Origin of the sequence: Pseudescherichia sp. (genome assembly GCF_031979925.1) — a bacterium.
In the GTDB taxonomy this organism is placed as follows: Bacteria; Pseudomonadota; Gammaproteobacteria; order Enterobacterales; family Enterobacteriaceae; genus Pseudescherichia.
In genome coordinates this window covers 76,356-95,032 of the sequence record NZ_DALZFB010000008.1, presented here as the reverse complement: position 1 = coordinate 95,032, position 18,677 = coordinate 76,356, and the positions used below count along the sequence as shown (strand labels likewise).

At 52.2% G+C, this 18,677-nt stretch carries 17 protein-coding genes; 14 read left to right on the top strand and 3 right to left on the bottom strand.

Annotated elements, in window-relative coordinates:
- Nucleotides 1-41 precede the first annotated feature (41 nt).
- The 10 genes from hisS to RTM13_RS14580 all read left to right on the top strand — a co-directional run bounded on the left by hisS (nucleotide 42) and on the right by RTM13_RS14580 (nucleotide 9,641).
- Nucleotides 42-1,316, top strand: coding sequence for a histidine--tRNA ligase (gene hisS, locus RTM13_RS14625; RefSeq protein ID WP_312212696.1), 1,275 nt, complete (start codon nucleotides 42-44; stop codon nucleotides 1,314-1,316).
- A 36-nt stretch (nucleotides 1,317-1,352) separates the two neighbouring features.
- Nucleotides 1,353-1,973 carry a YfgM family protein gene (locus tag RTM13_RS14620; protein WP_312212695.1) on the top strand — a complete coding sequence of 207 codons (621 nt, stop codon included), beginning with the start codon at nucleotides 1,353-1,355 and terminating at the stop codon, nucleotides 1,971-1,973.
- A gap of 10 nt (nucleotides 1,974-1,983) precedes the next feature.
- The gene (bamB, locus tag RTM13_RS14615) at nucleotides 1,984-3,162 is read left to right on the top strand and encodes an outer membrane protein assembly factor BamB (RefSeq protein ID WP_312212694.1); all 1,179 of its coding nucleotides are present in this window, start codon (nucleotides 1,984-1,986) and stop codon (nucleotides 3,160-3,162) included.
- A 130-nt stretch (nucleotides 3,163-3,292) separates the two neighbouring features.
- Nucleotides 3,293-4,777, top strand: coding sequence for a ribosome biogenesis GTPase Der (gene der, locus RTM13_RS14610; protein ID WP_312212693.1), 1,485 nt, complete (start codon nucleotides 3,293-3,295; stop codon nucleotides 4,775-4,777).
- Between the two features lie 298 nt (nucleotides 4,778-5,075).
- Nucleotides 5,076-6,620, top strand: coding sequence for a peptide MFS transporter (locus tag RTM13_RS14605; protein ID WP_312212692.1), 1,545 nt, complete (start codon nucleotides 5,076-5,078; stop codon nucleotides 6,618-6,620).
- Nucleotides 6,621-6,850: 230 nt separating this feature from the next.
- Nucleotides 6,851-7,333 carry a type VI secretion system tube protein TssD gene (locus RTM13_RS14600; protein ID WP_312212691.1) on the top strand — a complete coding sequence of 161 codons (483 nt, stop codon included), beginning with the start codon at nucleotides 6,851-6,853 and terminating at the stop codon, nucleotides 7,331-7,333.
- 113 nt (nucleotides 7,334-7,446) lie between these two features.
- Nucleotides 7,447-7,740: a polymorphic toxin type 44 domain-containing protein gene (locus tag RTM13_RS14595; protein ID WP_312212690.1), complete on the top strand. Its 294-nt coding sequence runs from the start codon at nucleotides 7,447-7,449 to the stop codon at nucleotides 7,738-7,740.
- Nucleotides 7,718-8,116: a hypothetical protein gene (locus tag RTM13_RS14590; RefSeq protein WP_312212689.1), complete on the top strand. Its 399-nt coding sequence runs from the start codon at nucleotides 7,718-7,720 to the stop codon at nucleotides 8,114-8,116. The genes RTM13_RS14595 and RTM13_RS14590 overlap by 23 nt, the downstream gene beginning before the upstream one ends.
- A 93-nt stretch (nucleotides 8,117-8,209) precedes the next feature.
- Nucleotides 8,210-8,431, top strand: coding sequence for a zinc ribbon domain-containing protein (locus tag RTM13_RS14585; protein ID WP_312212688.1), 222 nt, complete (start codon nucleotides 8,210-8,212; stop codon nucleotides 8,429-8,431).
- Nucleotides 8,432-8,498: 67 nt separating this feature from the next.
- A complete protein-coding gene (locus RTM13_RS14580) occupies nucleotides 8,499-9,641 on the top strand; it encodes an MFS transporter (RefSeq protein ID WP_312212687.1) in 1,143 nt (380 codons plus the stop codon).
- On the opposite strand, the gene xseA is transcribed toward RTM13_RS14580, so the two are convergent.
- Entirely contained in the window at nucleotides 9,638-11,020 is a 1,383-nt protein-coding gene (xseA, locus tag RTM13_RS14575) for an exodeoxyribonuclease VII large subunit (protein WP_312212686.1), read from the bottom strand. The genes RTM13_RS14580 and xseA overlap by 4 nt on opposite strands.
- Before the next feature lie 157 nt (nucleotides 11,021-11,177).
- On the opposite strand from xseA, the gene guaB reads away from it, so the two are divergent.
- From guaB to RTM13_RS14560, 3 genes are all read left to right on the top strand, one after another.
- On the top strand, nucleotides 11,178-12,644 hold the full coding sequence (guaB, locus tag RTM13_RS14570) for an IMP dehydrogenase (RefSeq protein ID WP_312212685.1): 1,467 nt from the start codon (nucleotides 11,178-11,180) through the stop codon (nucleotides 12,642-12,644).
- Nucleotides 12,645-12,722: 78 nt separating this feature from the next.
- On the top strand, nucleotides 12,723-14,300 hold the full coding sequence (gene guaA / locus RTM13_RS14565) for a glutamine-hydrolyzing GMP synthase (RefSeq protein WP_312212684.1): 1,578 nt from the start codon (nucleotides 12,723-12,725) through the stop codon (nucleotides 14,298-14,300).
- Nucleotides 14,301-14,607: 307 nt separating this feature from the next.
- Nucleotides 14,608-15,798 (top strand): tyrosine-type recombinase/integrase, encoded by a 1,191-nt coding sequence (locus tag RTM13_RS14560; protein ID WP_312212683.1) that lies wholly within the window; start codon nucleotides 14,608-14,610, stop codon nucleotides 15,796-15,798.
- A gap of 262 nt (nucleotides 15,799-16,060) precedes the next feature.
- Here the strand turns inward: RTM13_RS14560 and RTM13_RS14555 are convergent, their stop codons facing one another.
- Both RTM13_RS14555 and RTM13_RS14550 read right to left on the bottom strand, forming a co-directional pair.
- On the bottom strand, nucleotides 16,061-17,356 hold the full coding sequence (locus RTM13_RS14555; protein WP_312212682.1) for an anti-phage deoxyguanosine triphosphatase: 1,296 nt from the start codon (nucleotides 17,354-17,356) through the stop codon (nucleotides 16,061-16,063).
- Between the two features lie 38 nt (nucleotides 17,357-17,394).
- Entirely contained in the window at nucleotides 17,395-18,366 is a 972-nt protein-coding gene (locus RTM13_RS14550; protein WP_409456053.1) for a LuxR family transcriptional regulator, read from the bottom strand.
- A gap of 77 nt (nucleotides 18,367-18,443) precedes the next feature.
- Between RTM13_RS14550 and RTM13_RS14545 the strand changes: the two genes are divergently transcribed.
- Nucleotides 18,444-18,674, top strand: a complete 231-nt coding sequence (locus RTM13_RS14545; protein WP_094110081.1) for a helix-turn-helix transcriptional regulator — start codon at nucleotides 18,444-18,446, stop codon at nucleotides 18,672-18,674.
- Nucleotides 18,675-18,677 lie beyond the last annotated feature (3 nt).

Genomic DNA, 18,677 nt, shown 5'->3' with positions numbered 1-18,677 from the left:
TGCCCTGAGGGTTCATTTTTATATTTATAAAGAGAATAAACGTGGCAAAGAATATTCAAGCCATTCGCGGCATGAACGATTACCTGCCAGGCGACACCGCCATCTGGCAGCGCATTGAAGGCACACTAAAGAACGTGCTCGGCAGCTACGGTTACAGTGAAATCCGCTTGCCGATTGTAGAGCAGACCCCGTTATTCAAACGCGCCATCGGTGAAGTGACCGACGTGGTTGAAAAAGAGATGTATACCTTTGACGACCGCAATGGCGATAGCCTGACGCTGCGTCCGGAAGGTACGGCGGGCTGCGTACGCGCCGGCATCGAACATGGTCTCCTGTACAATCAGGAGCAGCGTCTGTGGTACGTCGGGCCGATGTTCCGCTACGAGCGTCCGCAGAAAGGGCGCTACCGCCAGTTCCATCAGCTGGGCTGTGAAGTCTTTGGCCTGCAGGGCCCGGACATCGACGCCGAGCTGATTCTGCTCACCGCCCGCTGGTGGCGTGCGCTGGGTATCGCCGATCACGTCAGCCTGGAGCTGAACTCCATCGGCTCGCTGGAGGCGCGTGCTAACTATCGCGATGCGCTGGTTGCGTTCCTTGAGCAGCATAAAGATAAGCTCGACGAAGACTGCAAGCGCCGCATGTACAGCAACCCGCTGCGCGTGCTGGACTCAAAAAATCCGGACGTGCAGCAGCTGTTAAATGACGCTCCGGCGCTGGGCGACTACCTGGACGACGACTCTCGCGAGCACTTCACCGGCCTGTGCAAACTGCTGGAAGCGGCAGGCATCGCCTATACCGTAAACCAGCGCCTGGTGCGCGGTCTCGACTACTACAACCGCACCGTCTTTGAGTGGGTGACCACCAGCCTCGGCTCGCAGGGCACGGTCTGCGCAGGCGGCCGCTACGACGGCCTGGTTGAGCAGCTCGGCGGACGCGCGACGCCAGCGGTTGGCTTTGCGATGGGCCTCGAGCGACTTGTTTTGTTAGTTCAGGCAGTTAATCCGGAATTTAATGCCGATCCCGTTGTCGATATATACCTGGTCGCGTCGGGTACGGACACGCAGGCCGCTGCGCTGCAGCTGGCTGAGCGAGTCCGCGATGCAGTGCCAGAGGTAAAATTGATGACCAACCACGGCGGCGGCAACTTCAAGAAACAGTTTGCCCGTGCCGACAAGTGGGGCGCTCGCGTCGCACTGGTGCTGGGTGAGTCAGAAGTGGCTGACGGCAACGTGGTAGTGAAAGATTTACGCTCTGGTGAGCAGACGACCGTAGCGCAGGATAGCGTTGCCGCGCATTTGCGCACACTACTGGGTTAATCTCCCCGGGGAATTATCGTTTAGGAGAAGGACTGCGTGGAAATCTACGAGAACGAGCACGACCAGGTTGATGCGATTAAACGCTTCTTTGCCGAGAATGGCAAAGCGCTGGCCGTTGGGGTTATTTTAGGCGTTGGGGCACTGGTAGGCTGGCGCTACTGGGCGAGCCATCAGGATGATTCCGTGCGTGAATCATCATATGCCTATGAAAATGCCGTCTCGGCGCTGCGGGCAGATAAGCCAGAGACGCTGGCAGCCGCAGAGAAGTTTGCTGCTGATACCAAAAACACCTATGGTGCCTTTGCCTCCCTTGAGCTGGCCCAGCAGTTTGTAGAGAGCAACCAGCTGGATAAAGCCGCAGCGCAGCTGCAGCAGGGACTGGCCGCCGCCAGCGATGAGAATCTGAAAGCGGTGATCAACCTGCGCCTGGCGCGTGTTCAGGTACAGCTGAAGCAGGCCGATGCAGCGCTGAAAACCCTGGAGTCCATCAAGGGTGAAGGCTGGACGGCCATCGTAGCCGATCTGCGCGGCGAAGCCCTGCTCAGCAAGGGCGATAAACAAGGTGCGCGCAGCGCCTGGGAAACGGGCGCGAAAAGCGACGCTTCGCCAGCGCTGAGTGAAATGTTGCAGATGAAAATCAATAATTTGTCCATCTGAGAGGGACCCGATGCAATTGCGTAAATTACTTCTGCCAGGGCTGCTTTCGGTCACCTTGCTGAGTGGCTGTTCTCTGTTTAATGGCGAAGAAGACGTTGTCAAAATGTCTCCGCTGCCGACGGTTGAAAATCAGTTTGACCCGTCTACCGCGTGGAGCACCTCTGTCGGCAACGGCATTGGCGATTTCTACTCTAACCTGCATCCGGCGTTTGCTGACAGCGTGGTTTACGCTGCCGATCGTCACGGGGTGGTGAAAGCCATCAATGCAGATGATGGTAAAGAGGTGTGGTCTATTAATCTGGCCGAGAAGAGCGGCTGGTTCTCAACGCGTCCGGCGCTGCTCTCTGGCGGCCTGACGGTAGCGGGCGGCCACGTCTACGTTGGTAGTGAAAAGGCGCAGGTCTATGCCCTGAATACTAATGATGGCTCAAAAGCCTGGCAGACTACCGCCGCCGGAGAGGTGCTCTCCCGTCCGGTCGTGAGCGATGGCCTGGTGCTTGTCCATACCAGCAACGGCCAGCTGCAGGCGCTGAACGAGAGCGATGGCGCAGTGAAGTGGACCGTCAACCTCGATATGCCAGCCCTGTCGCTGCGCGGTGAGTCCGCCCCGGCGCCGGCCTTTGGTGCGGCGATTGTCGGCGGCGATAACGGTCGTGTCAGCGCGGTTATGCTGAAAGAGGGCCAGATGATCTGGCAGCAGCGTATCTCCCAGGCTACTGGCGCAACGGAGATCGACCGTCTGAGCGACGTTGATACTACTCCGGTAGTGGTGAACGGCGTGGTCTATACGCTGGCCTACAACGGTAACCTGACCGCGCTGGATCTGCGCAGCGGCCAGATTATGTGGAAACGCGAGCTGGGTTCGGTGAATGATTTCATCGTTGATGGCAACCGCATCTACCTGGTTGACCAGAACGATCGCGTATTGGCCCTGACGACTGACGGCGGCGTCACGCTCTGGACACAAAGCGATCTGCTGCACCGTAACCTGACCTCTCCGGCGTTGTATAATGGATCCATCGTAGTGGGTGATAGCGAAGGCTACATGCACTGGATCAATCCAGAAGACGGACGTTTTGTGGCACAGCAGAAAGTTGACAGCTCCGGTCTGCTGACCGAGCCGGTTGTCGCCGATGGCAAACTGCTGATCCAGGCGAAAGACGGTACGCTCTACGCGATTACGCGTTAATTACGGCGGTCGTTGGCGTTGAAAAACGGCTCCTGTTTCAGGGGCCGTTTTACTGTTTTTAATTTTTACTGATTTACCAGCGGCGCGAATTGGCGACGTTGACAATGATTTTTTGAATGAGGCTTTAAACATGATTCCTGTGGTCGCGCTTGTCGGACGCCCGAACGTTGGCAAATCCACCCTTTTTAACCGCTTAACGCGTACTCGTGATGCGCTGGTAGCGGACTTCCCGGGGCTGACGCGCGACCGTAAGTACGGTCGGGCCGAGGTCGAGGGCCGCGAGTTTATCTGTATCGATACCGGCGGTATTGACGGTACGGAAGACGGCGTTGAAACCCGTATGGCCGAGCAGTCTCTGCTGGCGATTGAAGAGGCGGACGTGGTGCTGTTTATGGTAGATGCCCGCGCAGGCCTGATGCCTGCCGATGAGGCCATTGCCAAGCACCTGCGCTCGCGTGAAAAACCGACCTTCCTGGTCGCCAACAAGACCGACGGTCTCGATCCCGATCAGGCTGTCCTTGATTTCTACTCTCTTGGTCTGGGCGAGATCCACCCGATTGCCGCCTCTCACGGGCGCGGCGTGACCAGCCTGCTGGAGCACGTGCTGGTACCGTGGATGCAGGAAATCGATCCGCGTGAAGAGGAAGAGGTAGATGAAGACGAGGCCTACTGGGCGCAGTTTGAAGCCGAGCAGAACGGTGAAGAGGTTGAAGAGCCGGAAGATGACTTCAACCCGCTGGATCTGCCGATCAAGCTGGCTATCGTTGGTCGTCCTAACGTCGGTAAATCTACCCTGACCAACCGCATTCTTGGTGAAGATCGCGTGGTGGTGTACGACATGCCGGGCACCACCCGTGACAGCATCTACATCCCGATGCAGCGCGACGAGCGCGAATACGTGCTGATTGATACCGCAGGCGTGCGTAAGCGCGGCAAGATCACCGATACCGTAGAGAAGTTCTCGGTAATCAAAACCCTGCAGGCGATTGAAGACGCCAACGTGGTGATGCTGGTGATCGACGCCCGGGAAGGCATCTCCGATCAGGATCTCTCCCTGCTGGGCTTTATCCTCAACAGTGGCCGCTCGCTGGTCATCGTTGTCAACAAGTGGGACGGTCTGAGCAATGAAGTGAGAGAGCAGGTGAAAGAGACCCTCGACTTCCGTCTGGGTTTCATCGACTTTGCGCGCGTGCACTTTATCTCTGCCCTGCACGGCAGCGGCGTCGGTAACCTGTTTGAGTCCGTGCGTGAAGCTTACGACAGTTCGACCCGCCGCCAGAGCACCGCGATGTTGACCCGCATCATGAACATGGCTGCGGAAGATCACCAGCCGCCGCTGGTACGCGGTCGCCGTGTGAAGCTGAAATATGCTCACGCCGGTGGTTACAACCCGCCAATCGTGGTGATCCACGGCAACCAGGTGAAAGACCTGCCGGATTCCTACAAGCGCTACCTGATGAACTACTTCCGCAAATCGCTGGACGTCATGGGTACGCCGATCCGCATCCAGTTCAAAGAGGGGGATAACCCGTTCGCTAACAAGCGCAACACCCTGACCCCGAACCAGATGCGTAAGCGTAAGCGTTTAATCAAGCATATTAAGAAAGGCAAATAACCCCTGCCGATCTCGATAAAACCCGCGCCCGTCGCGGGTTTTTTTGTCTGTTGAAAGCGTAAATTTTCCTGCGCTGTGTCAAACACTATTCGTTCCTGCCCAACTTAAAATCTAAGAAAGTAGACAAACGTCGAGTTTTCATCTTAAAGTCCCGGTCTGGGTACTAGACAAAACTAGCGCCAGATTATCAAATAGTTAACAAACCCTTCGCCGCATGTAGAAAAATCGGTCAGATACATAACTGATCGGCGTATATCGCGGCGTTTGCCTGCACAACGACATACCTTTCGGGAGAAATATGCAATCCTCTGTTAATCACCAAGAGAGCCGAACGTTCTTCGGCCATCCTTATCCGCTCGGCTCGCTGTTCTTCACCGAGATGTGGGAGCGTTTCTCGTTCTACGGCATCCGGCCGCTGCTGATCCTGTTTATGGCTGCCACGGTGTATGACGGTGGAATGGGGCTGGCACGTGAGAACGCCTCCGCCATTGTCGGTATCTTTGCCGGTACTATGTATCTTGCCGCGCTGCCGGGTGGCTGGCTGGCGGATAACTGGCTCGGCCAGCAGCGCGCGGTCTGGTATGGTTCAATCCTGATCGCACTCGGCCACCTGTCGATTGCGCTCTCCGCCTTTATGGGCGACAACCTGTTCTTTATCGGCCTGATGTTCATCGTGCTCGGCTCCGGTCTGTTCAAGACCTGTATCTCGGTCATGGTCGGCACCCTGTATAAAAAGGGCGATGCGCGTCGCGACGGCGGTTTCTCGCTGTTCTACATGGGCATCAACATGGGCTCCTTCATTGCGCCATTGATCTCCGGTTGGCTGATTAAAAGCCACGGCTGGCACTGGGGCTTCGGTATCGGCGGCATCGGGATGCTGGTGGCGTTGATTATCTTCCGCGTGTTTGCCGTTCCAGCCATGAAACGCTACGACAGCGAAGTGGGTCTGGACTCCACGTGGAACAGCCCGGTAGTGAAGAGAAAGGGCGTGGGCATGTGGCTGCTAGCATTGGCGGTTGGGGTGGCGGTGGTCGTGACGCTGATCGCCCAGGGTGTGATTGTCATCAACCCGGTCGCGGTCGCCAGCATGCTGGTCTACGTGATTGCGGCATCCGTAGCGCTCTACTTCATCTACCTGTTTGTCTTTGCTGGCCTGAACCGCAAAGAGCGCGCTCGACTGCTGGTCTGCTTTATCCTGCTGGTCTCCGCAGCGTTCTTCTGGTCTGCGTTTGAGCAGAAGCCGACCTCGTTCAACCTGTTCGCCAATGACTATACGAATCGCATGATCGGTGATTTCGAAATCCCTGCCGTGTGGTTCCAGTCGATCAACGCCCTGTTCATCATTCTGCTGGCCCCGGTATTCAGCTGGGCGTGGCCGAAGCTGGCGAGCATGAACATTCGCCCGAGCAGCATTACCAAGTTCGTGATCGGTATTCTCTTTGCGGCGGCAGGCTTTGGCCTGATGATGCTGGCGGCACAGAACGTGCTGAATAGCGGCGGGGCAGGCGTCTCTCCGTTCTGGCTGGTGGGCAGCATACTGATGCTGACGCTCGGCGAGCTGTGCCTCAGCCCGATTGGTCTGGCGACCATGACCCTGCTGGCACCGGAAAGAATGCGCGGTCAGATGATGGGGCTGTGGTTCTGCGCAAGCGCGCTGGGTAACCTGGCGGCAGGCCTGATTGGCGGTCACGTGAAGGCCGACCAGCTTGATATGCTGCCGGATCTCTTCGCCCGTTGTTCCGTAGCCCTCCTGATCTGCGCCGCAGTGCTGATCGTCCTGATTATTCCGGTCCGTCGCATGCTGGAAAATGCGCAGGCTAAACCGGCCGCTAACGCCGGATAACACCTCAACGTTACCGGGGCAGGCGCTATGCTCCGGTAACGTCCTATCGCATATCACAACCATTCAGCCCGCTTTCTTGCGGGCTTTTTCGTATCCGTAAAATTCAAAATGAAGCACAACTCCATTTTTGGACAATTAACAACCAGTAACACACTCATCATCATTTGAAATATCCTTATATATAGTATGTGATTTCAGATTCCCTTTTAAAATATATGGATATTTTATATATGGCTATTCCAATTTATTTATGGCTTAAAGACGATGGTGGTGCAGATATCAAAGGGTCTGCTGACGTAAGGGATCGGGAAGGCAGTATTGAAGTAACTGGCTTTACTCATAATTTGCGTTTGCCTACCGATGCTTTTACCGGAAAAGTGACAGGTACCCGCCAGCATGCCCCGGTATTATTTCAAAAAGAGATAGATTCATCTTCCCTATATCTGATGAAAGCTGTGGCGACTGGACAAACGCTAAAATCTGCAGAGTTCAAGTTCTACGCAATCAACTATGCTGGGCAGGAAGCGGAGTATTACAACATAACGTTGCATAATGTGAAGGTTGTCTCCGTGTCTCCGCTGATGCATGACATCAAAGATCCATCCAAAGAGAAGCACAACCATCTTGAGTTGGTGGAGCTACGCTACGATAAGATTATCTGGAAATACTGCGACGGCAATTTGCAATTCGCAGACAGTTGGGCTGAGCGTTAATTATGCGTATCCCAACTTACATACCGCCTTATGATATATCTTCGTTTTCGCCACCCGGAGTGGACGTTATAAGTCATATGATGATTGCGCGGTTCCATGGTGGAGCTAACCTGATGACCTATACATGGTTTTTTATGATGGTTCGTAATCATGGTCCATGGGATTACAAGCAAGGCAACAGAAAATACGCTAACTTTGGCAACTTTCATTATGGTGCTATCGGCGCGGCAGCAGGTATCCCTGACGGGGTGTTATTGCGTGGGGCTGGCGCTGCGCAGATAGTCGCGGGAACAAGCGACCCGGTAGAATTTGCGAAATACCACAGTGTTGACTCATATGGTGATGATCCGGTTGATCAAACGTGGATACGAGCAGGGATCGACTATGCGAGAAGGTGCGGGTTTTAACTGGCGTACAGGGACTATCTTTGTTTTGCTTATCTTTGGGGTCTGGGCGTATCAATTTCGTGACCTGTTTACCGTATATGAACAGCTGAAAGGTAATATGAATGTAAACGATGGGCTGACCCTGTATATCACCCAGGCGGCGTCCAGTTCACTTTCAAAGGATACATACCGTTACTATCTCTATGATGCCAGGAAGAGTCCTGATGATTTCATGGCGCATGTAAAAGACGCGGAGCCTATTATGATCACTGACGACTATAAGGCTAACGCAGAAGTGAAAGATGGGCAGATCTATTTACGCGTTCGCGGAAATGTCTATTCCTTCAGGAATGTAGGCTACAGCGTTAGGATCCATCTTGATGCTGCATCTTACTGATTACAGAATCACGGGTTGTAGAAAGTGATATCCTATACGGGACATAGTCTTAAACCCCAACGCCGAGCTAACTGCTCTATACCTGGAGGCATTATGCAACTCACCTGTCCGAACTGCGATAAGCCGATGGAACTTGTTGGCACCCATGCACATTGCGAAAACTGTAATCTGGATGTGGCGTTAGAAGCCCATTGCCCCGATTGCCACAAGCCATTAGAGGTGCTCAAGGCCTGCGGTGCCGTGGACTACTTCTGCCAGCATGGCCACGGGCTGATCTCTAAAAAGCGCGTCGAGTTCGTCAGGTCTGACGCCTAATCATAAAATTTACGCAATCGTCTCTTAGCACTTACGTTTTTTAACGACTCATAAAAAGAGAAACGTAATGAAAAGAGACGTGGCGTTAGGAATTACCGGCTTTGCTTTGATCGCCGTAACCTATGGGATGGCGAGATTTTCATGGGGGATCATGCTGCCCGACATTCGGCAAGAGATCCCTTTCACGCCCGAGGTTGCCGGATTGATTGCCGCCTGCAGCTACGTAGCCTATTGCTTATCCGTCTTCATCGCCTCCTCTTTGACCAGCCGCTTCGGTCCACGCGTCCCGGCCATGTTGGCTGCAATTGTGGCCGCAACGGGATTACTTATCCTGGCCTTATCGGCGGCACCGCTCTGGCTGGCGATCGGCCTGTTTATTGCGGGTCTTAGCTCTGGACTGGCCTCCCCATCCCTTGCCGGAGCCGTGAACGTCAGGGTTCCCCTTGAGCGGCAAACACAGGTAAATACGGTGATTAATGCCGGGACCAGCGGAGGCATCATCCTCTCTGTCCCTATTCTATTTTTTATGCCGGGCGGATGGCGCGTGGCCTGCGTAGTGTTCGCTTTACTGGCGCTGGTATGCCTGATCCTTGCATGGCGTAATCTTCCTAAAAGTGCGTCTACATCGACAGAGGGAGCGCTGCGCTGGCGCATCCTCTGTCGTAAGCCGGGCATGTTCCGGCTGTTGGTTATTGCTTTTGTTAGCGGCATTGCCAGTGCGGCATGGTGGAGCTTTGGACCTGAGTTACTTCACCGTCACACCAACGTGGATAGCGCGATGACAAATGTCCTCTGGCTGGTGAGCGGTGGGGCTGGCGTTATTGCCGTGTTTACCGGTACCGCAGCGAGACGTATCGGCATGCGGGGCGTTTACTGGGGATCGCAGTTTTTTATGGCCGCCTCTCTGGCTGCGCTGGCCGTGAGCCACGGTTTTAGCGGCTGGCTTTTTCCGGTGGTGGCGATGAGTGGCGCGGGGTATGTCATTTTGTCCGGCGTGCTGCTGGTACAGGGCGCTGCTATTGCCCAACCTTCACCGGCGGCTGGCGTCAGTATCGCTTTCCTGATGCTGGCCGCGGGGCAGGTAGCAGGCTCGGTTCTCTTTGGACAGCTCTACGGAACGATCGGTGCGGTTGGCGCACTGGCTGTTTTTTCTGGCCTGTCTTGGGTGATGCTTGCCGTTACGCCTGACGGCAAGCATCAGGCGAGCTAGCTAGCGTCAGGTTTTTTGCGTGCCCGGGTTTTTTTAGCAACGGTCACGCCTTTCACTTCGCTTTCCACCCAGCCATCAACCAGGCGGGTGGTGAGGAGATCCCCAGCCTTCACCTGTTTGGTCTGCTTCAGCACGTTGCCGTCTGTTGCAGTGGTCACGCTGTAGCCGCGTGCCAGCGTAGAGAGTGGGCTTACGGCTTCCAGATGCGTGACCGTATTGCCAAAGCGTTCCCGGGTAGCGCTGAGTCTGGCGCTCATCAGCTGGGTCAGACGGTACTCCAGCTGCTGCACCCGGTTCTGAGCGCGGTGAATACGCGGCTGCGGGGAGTGCTGGTTCAGACGCTGGGTCATCCGCTGCTGGCGCTGGCCTGAACGCTTAAGCTGATTATCCATTGCGTAGGTCATCCGCTGACGCAGGCGCTCAAGCACGGTTTGCTGACGCGCCAGCCGCAGCTGCGGGTGCTGCTGTTGCAGGCGGTGCTCCAGCTGGGTAAAGCGACGGGTGCGATTCGCGAGGTAGTAATCCATCGCCATCTCCAGCCGTTGCTGGCCGCTTTGCAGCTGACGCAGCAGCTCAAGCTGGTTGCGGCTGACCATCTCTGCGGCGGCGGACGGGGTCGGCGCACGCAGATCGGCCACAAAGTCAGCAATGGTGACATCGGTTTCATGGCCGACGGCGCTGACGATAGGGATCTGGCTGGCGAAAATTGCCCGCGCCACGCGCTCGTCGTTAAAGCTCCAGAGATCCTCCAGCGAGCCGCCGCCGCGCCCGACGATCAGCACGTCACACTCCTGACGGCTGTTCGCCAACTCGATAGCGCGAACGATCTGTCCCGGTGCGTCTTCACCTTGTACGGCGGTAGGGTAGATCACCACCGGCAGGGAGGGATCGCGACGTTTAAGCACGTGCAGAATATCGTGCAGAGCGGCCCCGGTTTTTGAGGTGATTACCCCCACGCAGTGAGCGGGGGAGGGGAGCGGCTGCTTGCTCTGCTGATCGAATAGTCCTTCTGCCGCCAGCTTGGCCTTTAGCTGCTCATACTTCTGCTGTAACAGGCCTTCGCCTGCCGGTTGCATGCTCTCGACAATAATCTGATATTCGCCGCGTGGCTCGTAGAGCGTAATGCTGGCGCGAACCAGAATCTGCTGGCCGTGCTGGGGACGAAAGGTGACCCGACGGTTGCTGTTGCGGAACATCGCGCAGCGCACCTGGGCAGTATCATCCTTCAGCGTGAAGTACCAGTGACCGGACGCAGGCTGGGTAAAGTTTGAGATCTCACCGCTGATCCAGACCTGGCCAACTTCTCTTTCCAGCAGCAGGCGCACCGTCTGATTCAGGCGGCTAACGGTAAAAATTGCGGGGGATTGCATCGATGACATGTGAGCCAGATCAAATTTTAAATCAGAAGGTTAATTAATCGATAGTAACCCGATGGGCCGCAATCGCAACTATTTTTCGAAAAAAGTGTAGATGCAATCGGTTACGCTCTGTATAATGCCACGGCAATATTTAACCACCCGGTCAGAGATATTGCCCATGCTACGTATCGCTAAAGAAGCCCTGACGTTTGACGACGTCCTCCTCGTTCCCGCTCATTCTACCGTTCTGCCGAATACTGCCGACCTCAGCACCCAGCTTACCAAAACCATTCGCCTGAATATTCCTATGCTCTCCGCAGCAATGGACACCGTGACGGAAGCACGCCTGGCTATCGCCCTGGCGCAGGAAGGGGGCATCGGTTTTATCCATAAAAACATGTCCATCGAACGCCAGGCGGAAGAAGTACGCCGCGTGAAAAAACATGAGTCCGGTGTGGTAACCGATCCGCAGACCGTGCTGCCGACCACTACCCTGCGTGAAGTGAAAGAGCTGACCGAGCGTAACGGTTTTGCTGGTTATCCGGTCGTGACCGCAGACTACGAGCTGGTGGGGATCATTACCGGTCGTGACGTGCGCTTTGTTACTGACCTGAGCCAGCCGGTAAGCGTTTATATGACGCCGAAAGAGCGTCTGGTTACCGTGCGCGAAGGCGAAGCCCGCGATGCCGTGTTTGCCAAAATGCATGAAAAACGCGTTGAGAAGGCGCTGGTTGTAGACGAGAGCTTCCACCTGCGCGGCATGATCACCGTAAAAGATTTCCAGAAAGCCGAACGTAAACCGAACGCCTGTAAAGACGAGCATGGCCGTCTGCGCGTGGGCGCTGCGGTAGGCGCAGGCGCAGGCAACGAAGAGCGCGTTGATGCGCTGGTTGCTGCTGGCGTTGACGTGCTGCTGATCGACTCCTCCCACGGCCACTCCGAAGGCGTGCTGCAGCGTATTCGTGAGACCCGTGCTAAATACCCTGACCTGCAGATCGTTGGCGGCAACGTGGCTACCGGTGCAGGCGCGCGTGCCCTGGCCGACGCTGGCGTCAGCGCGGTGAAAGTGGGTATCGGCCCTGGCTCCATCTGTACTACCCGTATCGTCACCGGCGTAGGCGTTCCGCAGATCACTGCCGTTTCCGACGCGGTTGCAGCGCTGGAAGGCACCGGCATTCCGGTTATCGCCGACGGCGGCATTCGTTTCTCCGGTGATATCGCTAAAGCGATTGCCGCAGGCGCGGCGGCGGTAATGGTTGGCTCCATGCTGGCCGGTACCGAAGAGTCCCCGGGCGAGATCGAACTCTTCCAGGGGCGCTCTTACAAATCCTACCGTGGTATGGGCTCGTTGGGCGCGATGTCTAAAGGCTCCTCCGATCGCTACTTCCAGACCGATAACGCCGCTGACAAGCTGGTGCCGGAAGGTATCGAAGGCCGCGTGGCGTACAAAGGCTACCTGAAAGAGATCATTCACCAGCAGATGGGCGGCCTGCGCTCCTGTATGGGTCTGACCGGCTGTGGTACTATCGACGCGCTGCGTACGCAGGCTGAATTTGTACGCATCAGCGGGGCGGGCATTCAGGAGAGCCACGTTCACGACGTGACGATCACCAAAGAGTCCCCGAACTACCGCATGGGTTCCTGATTTAATTTGTAGGCCGGGTAGGTTAACGCTGCCCGGCACTAATCTTCTCTATCTGTTTCTGCCTCGGAACAATCGTCAATGACCGACAATATTCATAAGCATCGCATTCTTATCCTCGACTTTGGTTCACAGTACACCCAGCTTGTTGCCCGCCGCGTGCGTGAGCTGGGCGTCTACTGTGAGCTGTGGGCCTGGGACGTCACCGAAGCCCAAATCCGCGAGTTCAACCCGAACGGGATCATCCTGTCCGGCGGCCCGGAGAGCACCACTGAACACAACAGCCCGCGCGCGCCGCAGTATGTATTTGAGGCAGGCGTACCGGTATTTGGCGTTTGCTACGGTATGCAAACGATGGCGATGCAGCTTGGCGGCCACGTTGAAGGCTCCAACGAACGTGAGTTTGGCTACGCCCAGGTTGAAGTAAAAACTCAGAGCGCGCTGGTGCGTGGCATTGAGGACTCCCTGAGCGCAGAGGGCAACCCGCTGCTGGACGTGTGGATGAGCCACGGTGACAAAGTTACCGCTATCCCGGAAGACTTTGTGACCGTTGCCAGCACTGAGACCTGTCCGTTCGCCATTATGGCTAACGAAGAGAAGCGCTTCTACGGCGTGCAGTTCCACCCGGAAGTGACCCACACCCGTCAGGGCCTGCGTATGCTGGAGCGCTTTGTGCGCGACATCTGCGAGTGCGAAGCGCTGTGGACCCCGGCTAAGATCATCGACGATGCCGTTGAGCGTATCCGCAAGCAGGTTGGCAATGACAAGGTGATCCTTGGCCTCTCCGGCGGCGTGGACTCCTCCGTTACCGCAATGCTGCTGCACCGCGCCATTGGCGATCGCCTGACCTGTGTATTCGTCGACAACGGCCTGCTGCGTCTGAACGAAGCCGAGCAGGTGATGGATATGTTTGGCGACCACTTCGGCCTGAACATCGTTCACGTTGAAGGCGAGAAGCGTTTCCTCGACGCGCTGGCCGGTGAGAACGATCCGGAAGCGAAACGTAAAATCATCGGCCGCGTATTCGTAGAAGTATTCGACGAAGAGGCGCTGAAGCTGGAAGACGTTAAGTGGCTGGCGCAGGGCACTATCTACCCTGACGTCATCGAGTCCGCTGCGTCGGCGACCGGTAAAGCACACGTCATCAAATCCCACCACAACGTGGGCGGCCTGCCGAAAGAGATGAAGATGGGCCTGGTTGAGCCGCTGCGTGAGCTGTTTAAAGACGAAGTGCGTAAGATTGGTCTCGAGCTGGGCCTGCCGTACGACATGCTCTACCGTCACCCGTTCCCGGGGCCGGGTCTGGGCGTCCGCGTGCTGGGCGAAGTGAAGAAAGAGTACTGCGACCTGCTACGTCGTGCTGACGCTATCTTCATTGAAGAGCTGCGTAAAGCTGACCTGTATAACAAAGTGAGCCAGGCCTTCACCGTGTTCCTGCCGGTACGCTCCGTAGGCGTAATGGGCGACGGTCGTAAGTACGACTGGGTTGTCTCCCTGCGTGCAGTTGAGACCATCGACTTTATGACCGCACACTGGGCGCACCTGCCATACGACTTCTTGGGGCGCGTTTCTAATCGGATTATTAATGAGGTGAATGGCATTTCGCGTGTGGTGTATGACATCAGCGGGAAGCCACCGGCTACGATCGAGTGGGAATGAATTCGCGTCTGGCAACAGCCTGCACGTAAAAGCAGTAAAGTACCTCTAAGCCTGCGTAACTGCGGGCTTTTTTGTTTGTATGTCTGGCACTTTCTGGCAGCTGTTAGCAACGGAAAGCACGGTTTTTTCAATGGAATTTTTGATGGTACTCTCTGGTTTTGAATTCAGGTTTGAAAAAGTACCATGTGACAAATTTCGGTTGAGTTATGGTATTTGTTTTTTATAACTCGATTAAAAACAGATAGTTAAATAACTTTTCTGAATTTTTTACAACATGGTATTTTTTGATAAAGGAAAACAATAAACCATGTTGACTGACACCAAGCTGCGTCACCTTAAGCCGAAGGAGAAACTCTATAAAGTTAATGACCGTGATGGTCTGTATGTTGCGGTCACTCCGGCTGGAACGATCTCATTTCGTTATAACTATTCAATAAACGGAAGACAGGAGACCGTTACTTTTGGCCGCTATGGTGTGGGAGGGATCACGCTTGCAGAAGCGCGTGAACGGCTCAATGAAGCTAAAAAAATGGTTGCCGGTGGAAGATCGCCAGCGAGGGAAAAAGCTAGAGATAAAGCGCGTATCAAAGATGCGGAGACTTTTGGTGCATGGGCTGAGAAATGGTTACGCGGCTATCAAATGGCTGAATCGACGCGTGATATGCGGCGTTCGGTTTATCAAAGGGAGTTGAAGTCAAAATTTGCGCAGCAGAAATTGACCGAGATTACACATGAAGATTTACGCGCATTAACCGATAACATTGTCGAGAGAGGGGCACCGGCGACAGCTGTGCACGCCAGAGAGATTGTATTGCAAGTCTATCGCTGGGCTATTGAGCGCGGTCAGAAGGTTGAGAATCCCGCTGATCTGGTACGGCCTGCAAGCATAGCGAAATTTGAGCCTCGTGACAGGGCATTGACGCCAATTGAAATTGGTTTGATGTATCGGTACATGGAACGGGTAGGAACGACGCCATCAATCAGAGCAGCGGTTAAACTTTTGCTGTTAACGATGGTACGTAAAAGTGAGCTTACTAACGCAACCTGGAACGAGATTGATTTTAGTGAGGCATTATGGACGATACCAAAGGAGAGGATGAAACGACGTAATCCACATTTGGTTTTTCTTTCCAGACAGGCAATGGATATTATGATTGCTCTCAAAACCTTTGCCGGTGGCTCTGATTTTATCCTTCCTTCGCGGTACGATTCCGATGCGCCAATGAGTAGCGCTACTTTAAACCGGGTTTTGACACTGACGTATCGCCAGGCACAGAAAGAAGGGCAGTCATTGCCAAAGTTCGGTCCTCATGACTTACGGCGTACAGCCAGCACCCTACTACATGAGGCTGGGTACAATACTGACTGGATTGAGAAGTGCCTTGCCCATGAACAAAAGGGGGTACGAGCTGTTTATAACAAGGCCGAGTACCGCGAGCAGAGATCAGAGATGCTGCAAGATTGGGCAAATATGATTGATGAATGGGCGAGAAAGTAGTTAATAATCATATTCTTAGCTAGATAACATCCTCGCTCTGCATCAAAAGAAATTTTAGCTGCTAAAATTTATGGATTATTTCATATTCATTGATATGACGATTATGTCGTCATAAAGTGTATGAATTAAGAAAGATATGAATGTTATATATATGAAAATCCAAGCTAAGTTCGCTCGCTTTCTAAAGTATGTTTCTTCCAGATTATTTTAGAAAATAATTATAAAGTGAGGCGATAACCTGCCCCACTTTATTTTGACAAAGCTAAAGCTTATCAAAGATGGAGCCAGAGGATGGCGTGAATATCTTATGATAAAGTCTCGTTGCGTAATCATCTGTAGTGCCTGCAAGATAATCACAAATAACTCTTAAGTTACACCCTTCATTATTATATTTTTCGAAATATTTTTTAGGTAAGAGTCGCGATGGATTGTTTGCTATTGTATCAAACAATTTTAAGACCATTTGTTGCCCTTTGTATTCTAGAGTTTGTACCTCCGGCGTTTTGATAACGTTATTTACAACAAACTCTTTAAGGATATCAAGTTCTTCTCCAACAATCTTTGGAAATTCAGCCTGATAATCTAATAAATTATGACTTAAAATGTCTTGTTTATTTACTTCAACATTAGTCACAAAGTAGTTTACTAGCTGGCTTATTGCTTTTTTTCTGGTTTTATTTTCACCAGAAAAAAGTAATTTGGTGTATTCATCTATTTTGTCTGACATCGGCGCTTTTCTTAATGAGTCCTTAAGTCTGGCAACAACCTCAGTAAGCCATTTTCTTTCGCTAACTAACCCAAGAGCGATAGCATCTTCTAAATCATGAACCCCATATGCAATATCATCAGCAATTTCCATTATGCTTGCATCAAAAGATTTATATAATGGTTTTTTGTGTTTTCCTTCAATAGGATTTGAAGGTGACATGAAAGTTTTTCTGTCATTAGTGAATGGTTGAAGAATCCAATCAACGTGCTCCTTATCACAATCAAATATACATTTTGGAGGTTTATATGAATCTAAGTTTAAACCCTTCGAATCATTGTATATTTTTGCATTAACCACATCACTATAAAAACATGGATATTTTATTATACCAAGTAAAGTTCTTCTTGTAAGATTCAAACCATTTCCATCAGAATATTCACCTAATTTCGTACATATTCTTAACGTCTGTGCATTACCTTCAAAGCCCGCATTGTTTCTCATTGCATAATTCAATGCAACCTCACCACCGTGTCCAAATGGCGGGTGGCCAATATCATGTACTAAACCTATGGATTCAATTAAATTTTGATCAGGTATTAGACCAATAATTGTTTCGTTATCTTTATATTGAGATTTTAAAAATTCTGAAATCCCACCGGCTATTTGTGCGACTTCTAAAGAATGCGTTAAACGAGTCCTGTAAAAATCGCTTTCGCCCAACCCCAGTACCTGAGTTTTTCCTTGTAATCTGCGGAAAAATGCTGAGTGAATAATTCTTGCGCGATCTCTACCGTACTGATCTCGCTCAAAACCACTATCAATTGCTTTTTCAAAACGGTCAGTCCACATATATTGTCTCCTTATAAATTAGTTCTCTTGATGCTTAACTAAATATAAAATTCTTTCCTCACAGAATTCAAGGCCTTTGACACAGCCTGACGTGTCATTGGCAAGTGATAATTTAATGCTAAAATTTTTCCGATATCAGATTGGTTAAATCCTTGCTTTTTCAATGAAAGTATTATTTTCTTCGTGTCGGAAAGCTTAGAATCCGTCATAAGCCGTGCAATATTTCTAAGTTCCCCTGTATCTATTGGGGTTAAGTTTTGGCCTAGTGTCCACTCTAAAAAATAATAATCAACCAATTCATTACCGGAGTTAGCGTTAGCTTTGCTTGGTTTAGCACATTGCCGCCTTAGTCTTAATAGTTCTTTGTTGAATTGTTCAAGGGAACGTTTTCCTTGTCTGTAAAGGGGGTTCCACTGGCCATTGGTAAATCTGGGTCTATGGTTAGAGCAATATCGATCGCTAAAAACCAACTTTTCACGATAAGGGAATTCATTATCTTTAGCAGCATATTCTGAAATTTCAGTAATAAATTTAGAGAATTCAGTCTGGTTACCGCAGAACTCGCAAAAACCGAGTTTACGTTGAGAATTTATAGTTACACCTTTTGCCGGTGATGATTTCTTTGGCCGTTTGGATGCGCACTCACTGACTAATTCAATAAGAGACTCAATTGTAGCAATAAAGCATTTATCGAGAGGATTTTGACTATCTGAAATCAGAATAAATTGACGCAAAAGAAGTCTTTGTGCGCGTGCTACCACATTAAAACCCACATTTTTGAGTATTTCACTAAATTCCACTCCTCCGCCAGAAATGTAGTCCTTATGGCTTAGTGGCAAAGAATTTTTATAAGCAGCTACTGCAGGGTCAATCACTTCCTGTATCAGGCGCAGTATAGGATACCGCCGTGAAAATGTGGAATACGGAGAGCTACGCTCTACAAATACATTAAATGCTGCTGCAACTGTGAGGTCACAGCCTTCCCAGGGGATGATTTTCATGTCAACCATTTTAGCCAATGAATAGGTTTTAGCAAGTGGTAATGCTTGGCATTGTATAGGCCTGATTGGAAACAGGAGGAAGGCAGATGCAACCAAAGGCACATAGCACGCTCATTAACAGAAAAACGCTTCTGGAAATGATCCCATTGTCAGCCCGGACTATTTATAACCTTGAGCAGCGAGGTGAGTTTCCTCGCCGTATAGCACTTACTAGCCGAAATGTTGCATGGCAGTTATCTGAAGTGGAACAGTGGATTGCGGATCGTAAATCAGCAATGTTTAAAGCGGCCAGACCCGGTATTGTTTTAGGTAGGTAATAG

Excerpts from the sequence above, each read along its gene's own strand:
- RTM13_RS14605 (WP_312212692.1), top strand. The coding sequence starts at position 5,076 with ATGCAATCCTCTGTTAATCACCAAGAGAGCCGAACGTTCTTCGGCCAT.
- bamB (WP_312212694.1), top strand. The coding sequence starts at position 1,984 with ATGCAATTGCGTAAATTACTTCTGCCAGGGCTGCTTTCGGTCACCTTG.
- guaA (WP_312212684.1), top strand. The coding sequence starts at position 12,723 with ATGACCGACAATATTCATAAGCATCGCATTCTTATCCTCGACTTTGGT.
- der (WP_312212693.1), top strand. The coding sequence starts at position 3,293 with ATGATTCCTGTGGTCGCGCTTGTCGGACGCCCGAACGTTGGCAAATCC.
- RTM13_RS14550 (WP_409456053.1), bottom strand. The coding sequence starts at position 18,366 with ATGGTTGACATGAAAATCATCCCCTGGGAAGGCTGTGACCTCACAGTT.
- RTM13_RS14585 (WP_312212688.1), top strand. The coding sequence starts at position 8,210 with ATGCAACTCACCTGTCCGAACTGCGATAAGCCGATGGAACTTGTTGGC.
- RTM13_RS14580 (WP_312212687.1), top strand. The coding sequence starts at position 8,499 with ATGAAAAGAGACGTGGCGTTAGGAATTACCGGCTTTGCTTTGATCGCC.
- xseA (WP_312212686.1), bottom strand. The coding sequence starts at position 11,020 with ATGTCATCGATGCAATCCCCCGCAATTTTTACCGTTAGCCGCCTGAAT.
- RTM13_RS14600 (WP_312212691.1), top strand. The coding sequence starts at position 6,851 with ATGGCTATTCCAATTTATTTATGGCTTAAAGACGATGGTGGTGCAGAT.
- RTM13_RS14555 (WP_312212682.1), bottom strand. The coding sequence starts at position 17,356 with ATGTGGACTGACCGTTTTGAAAAAGCAATTGATAGTGGTTTTGAGCGA.
- RTM13_RS14545 (WP_094110081.1), top strand. The coding sequence starts at position 18,444 with ATGCAACCAAAGGCACATAGCACGCTCATTAACAGAAAAACGCTTCTG.
- RTM13_RS14590 (WP_312212689.1), top strand. The coding sequence starts at position 7,718 with ATGCGAGAAGGTGCGGGTTTTAACTGGCGTACAGGGACTATCTTTGTT.
- RTM13_RS14595 (WP_312212690.1), top strand. The coding sequence starts at position 7,447 with ATGACCTATACATGGTTTTTTATGATGGTTCGTAATCATGGTCCATGG.
- RTM13_RS14560 (WP_312212683.1), top strand. The coding sequence starts at position 14,608 with ATGTTGACTGACACCAAGCTGCGTCACCTTAAGCCGAAGGAGAAACTC.
- guaB (WP_312212685.1), top strand. The coding sequence starts at position 11,178 with ATGCTACGTATCGCTAAAGAAGCCCTGACGTTTGACGACGTCCTCCTC.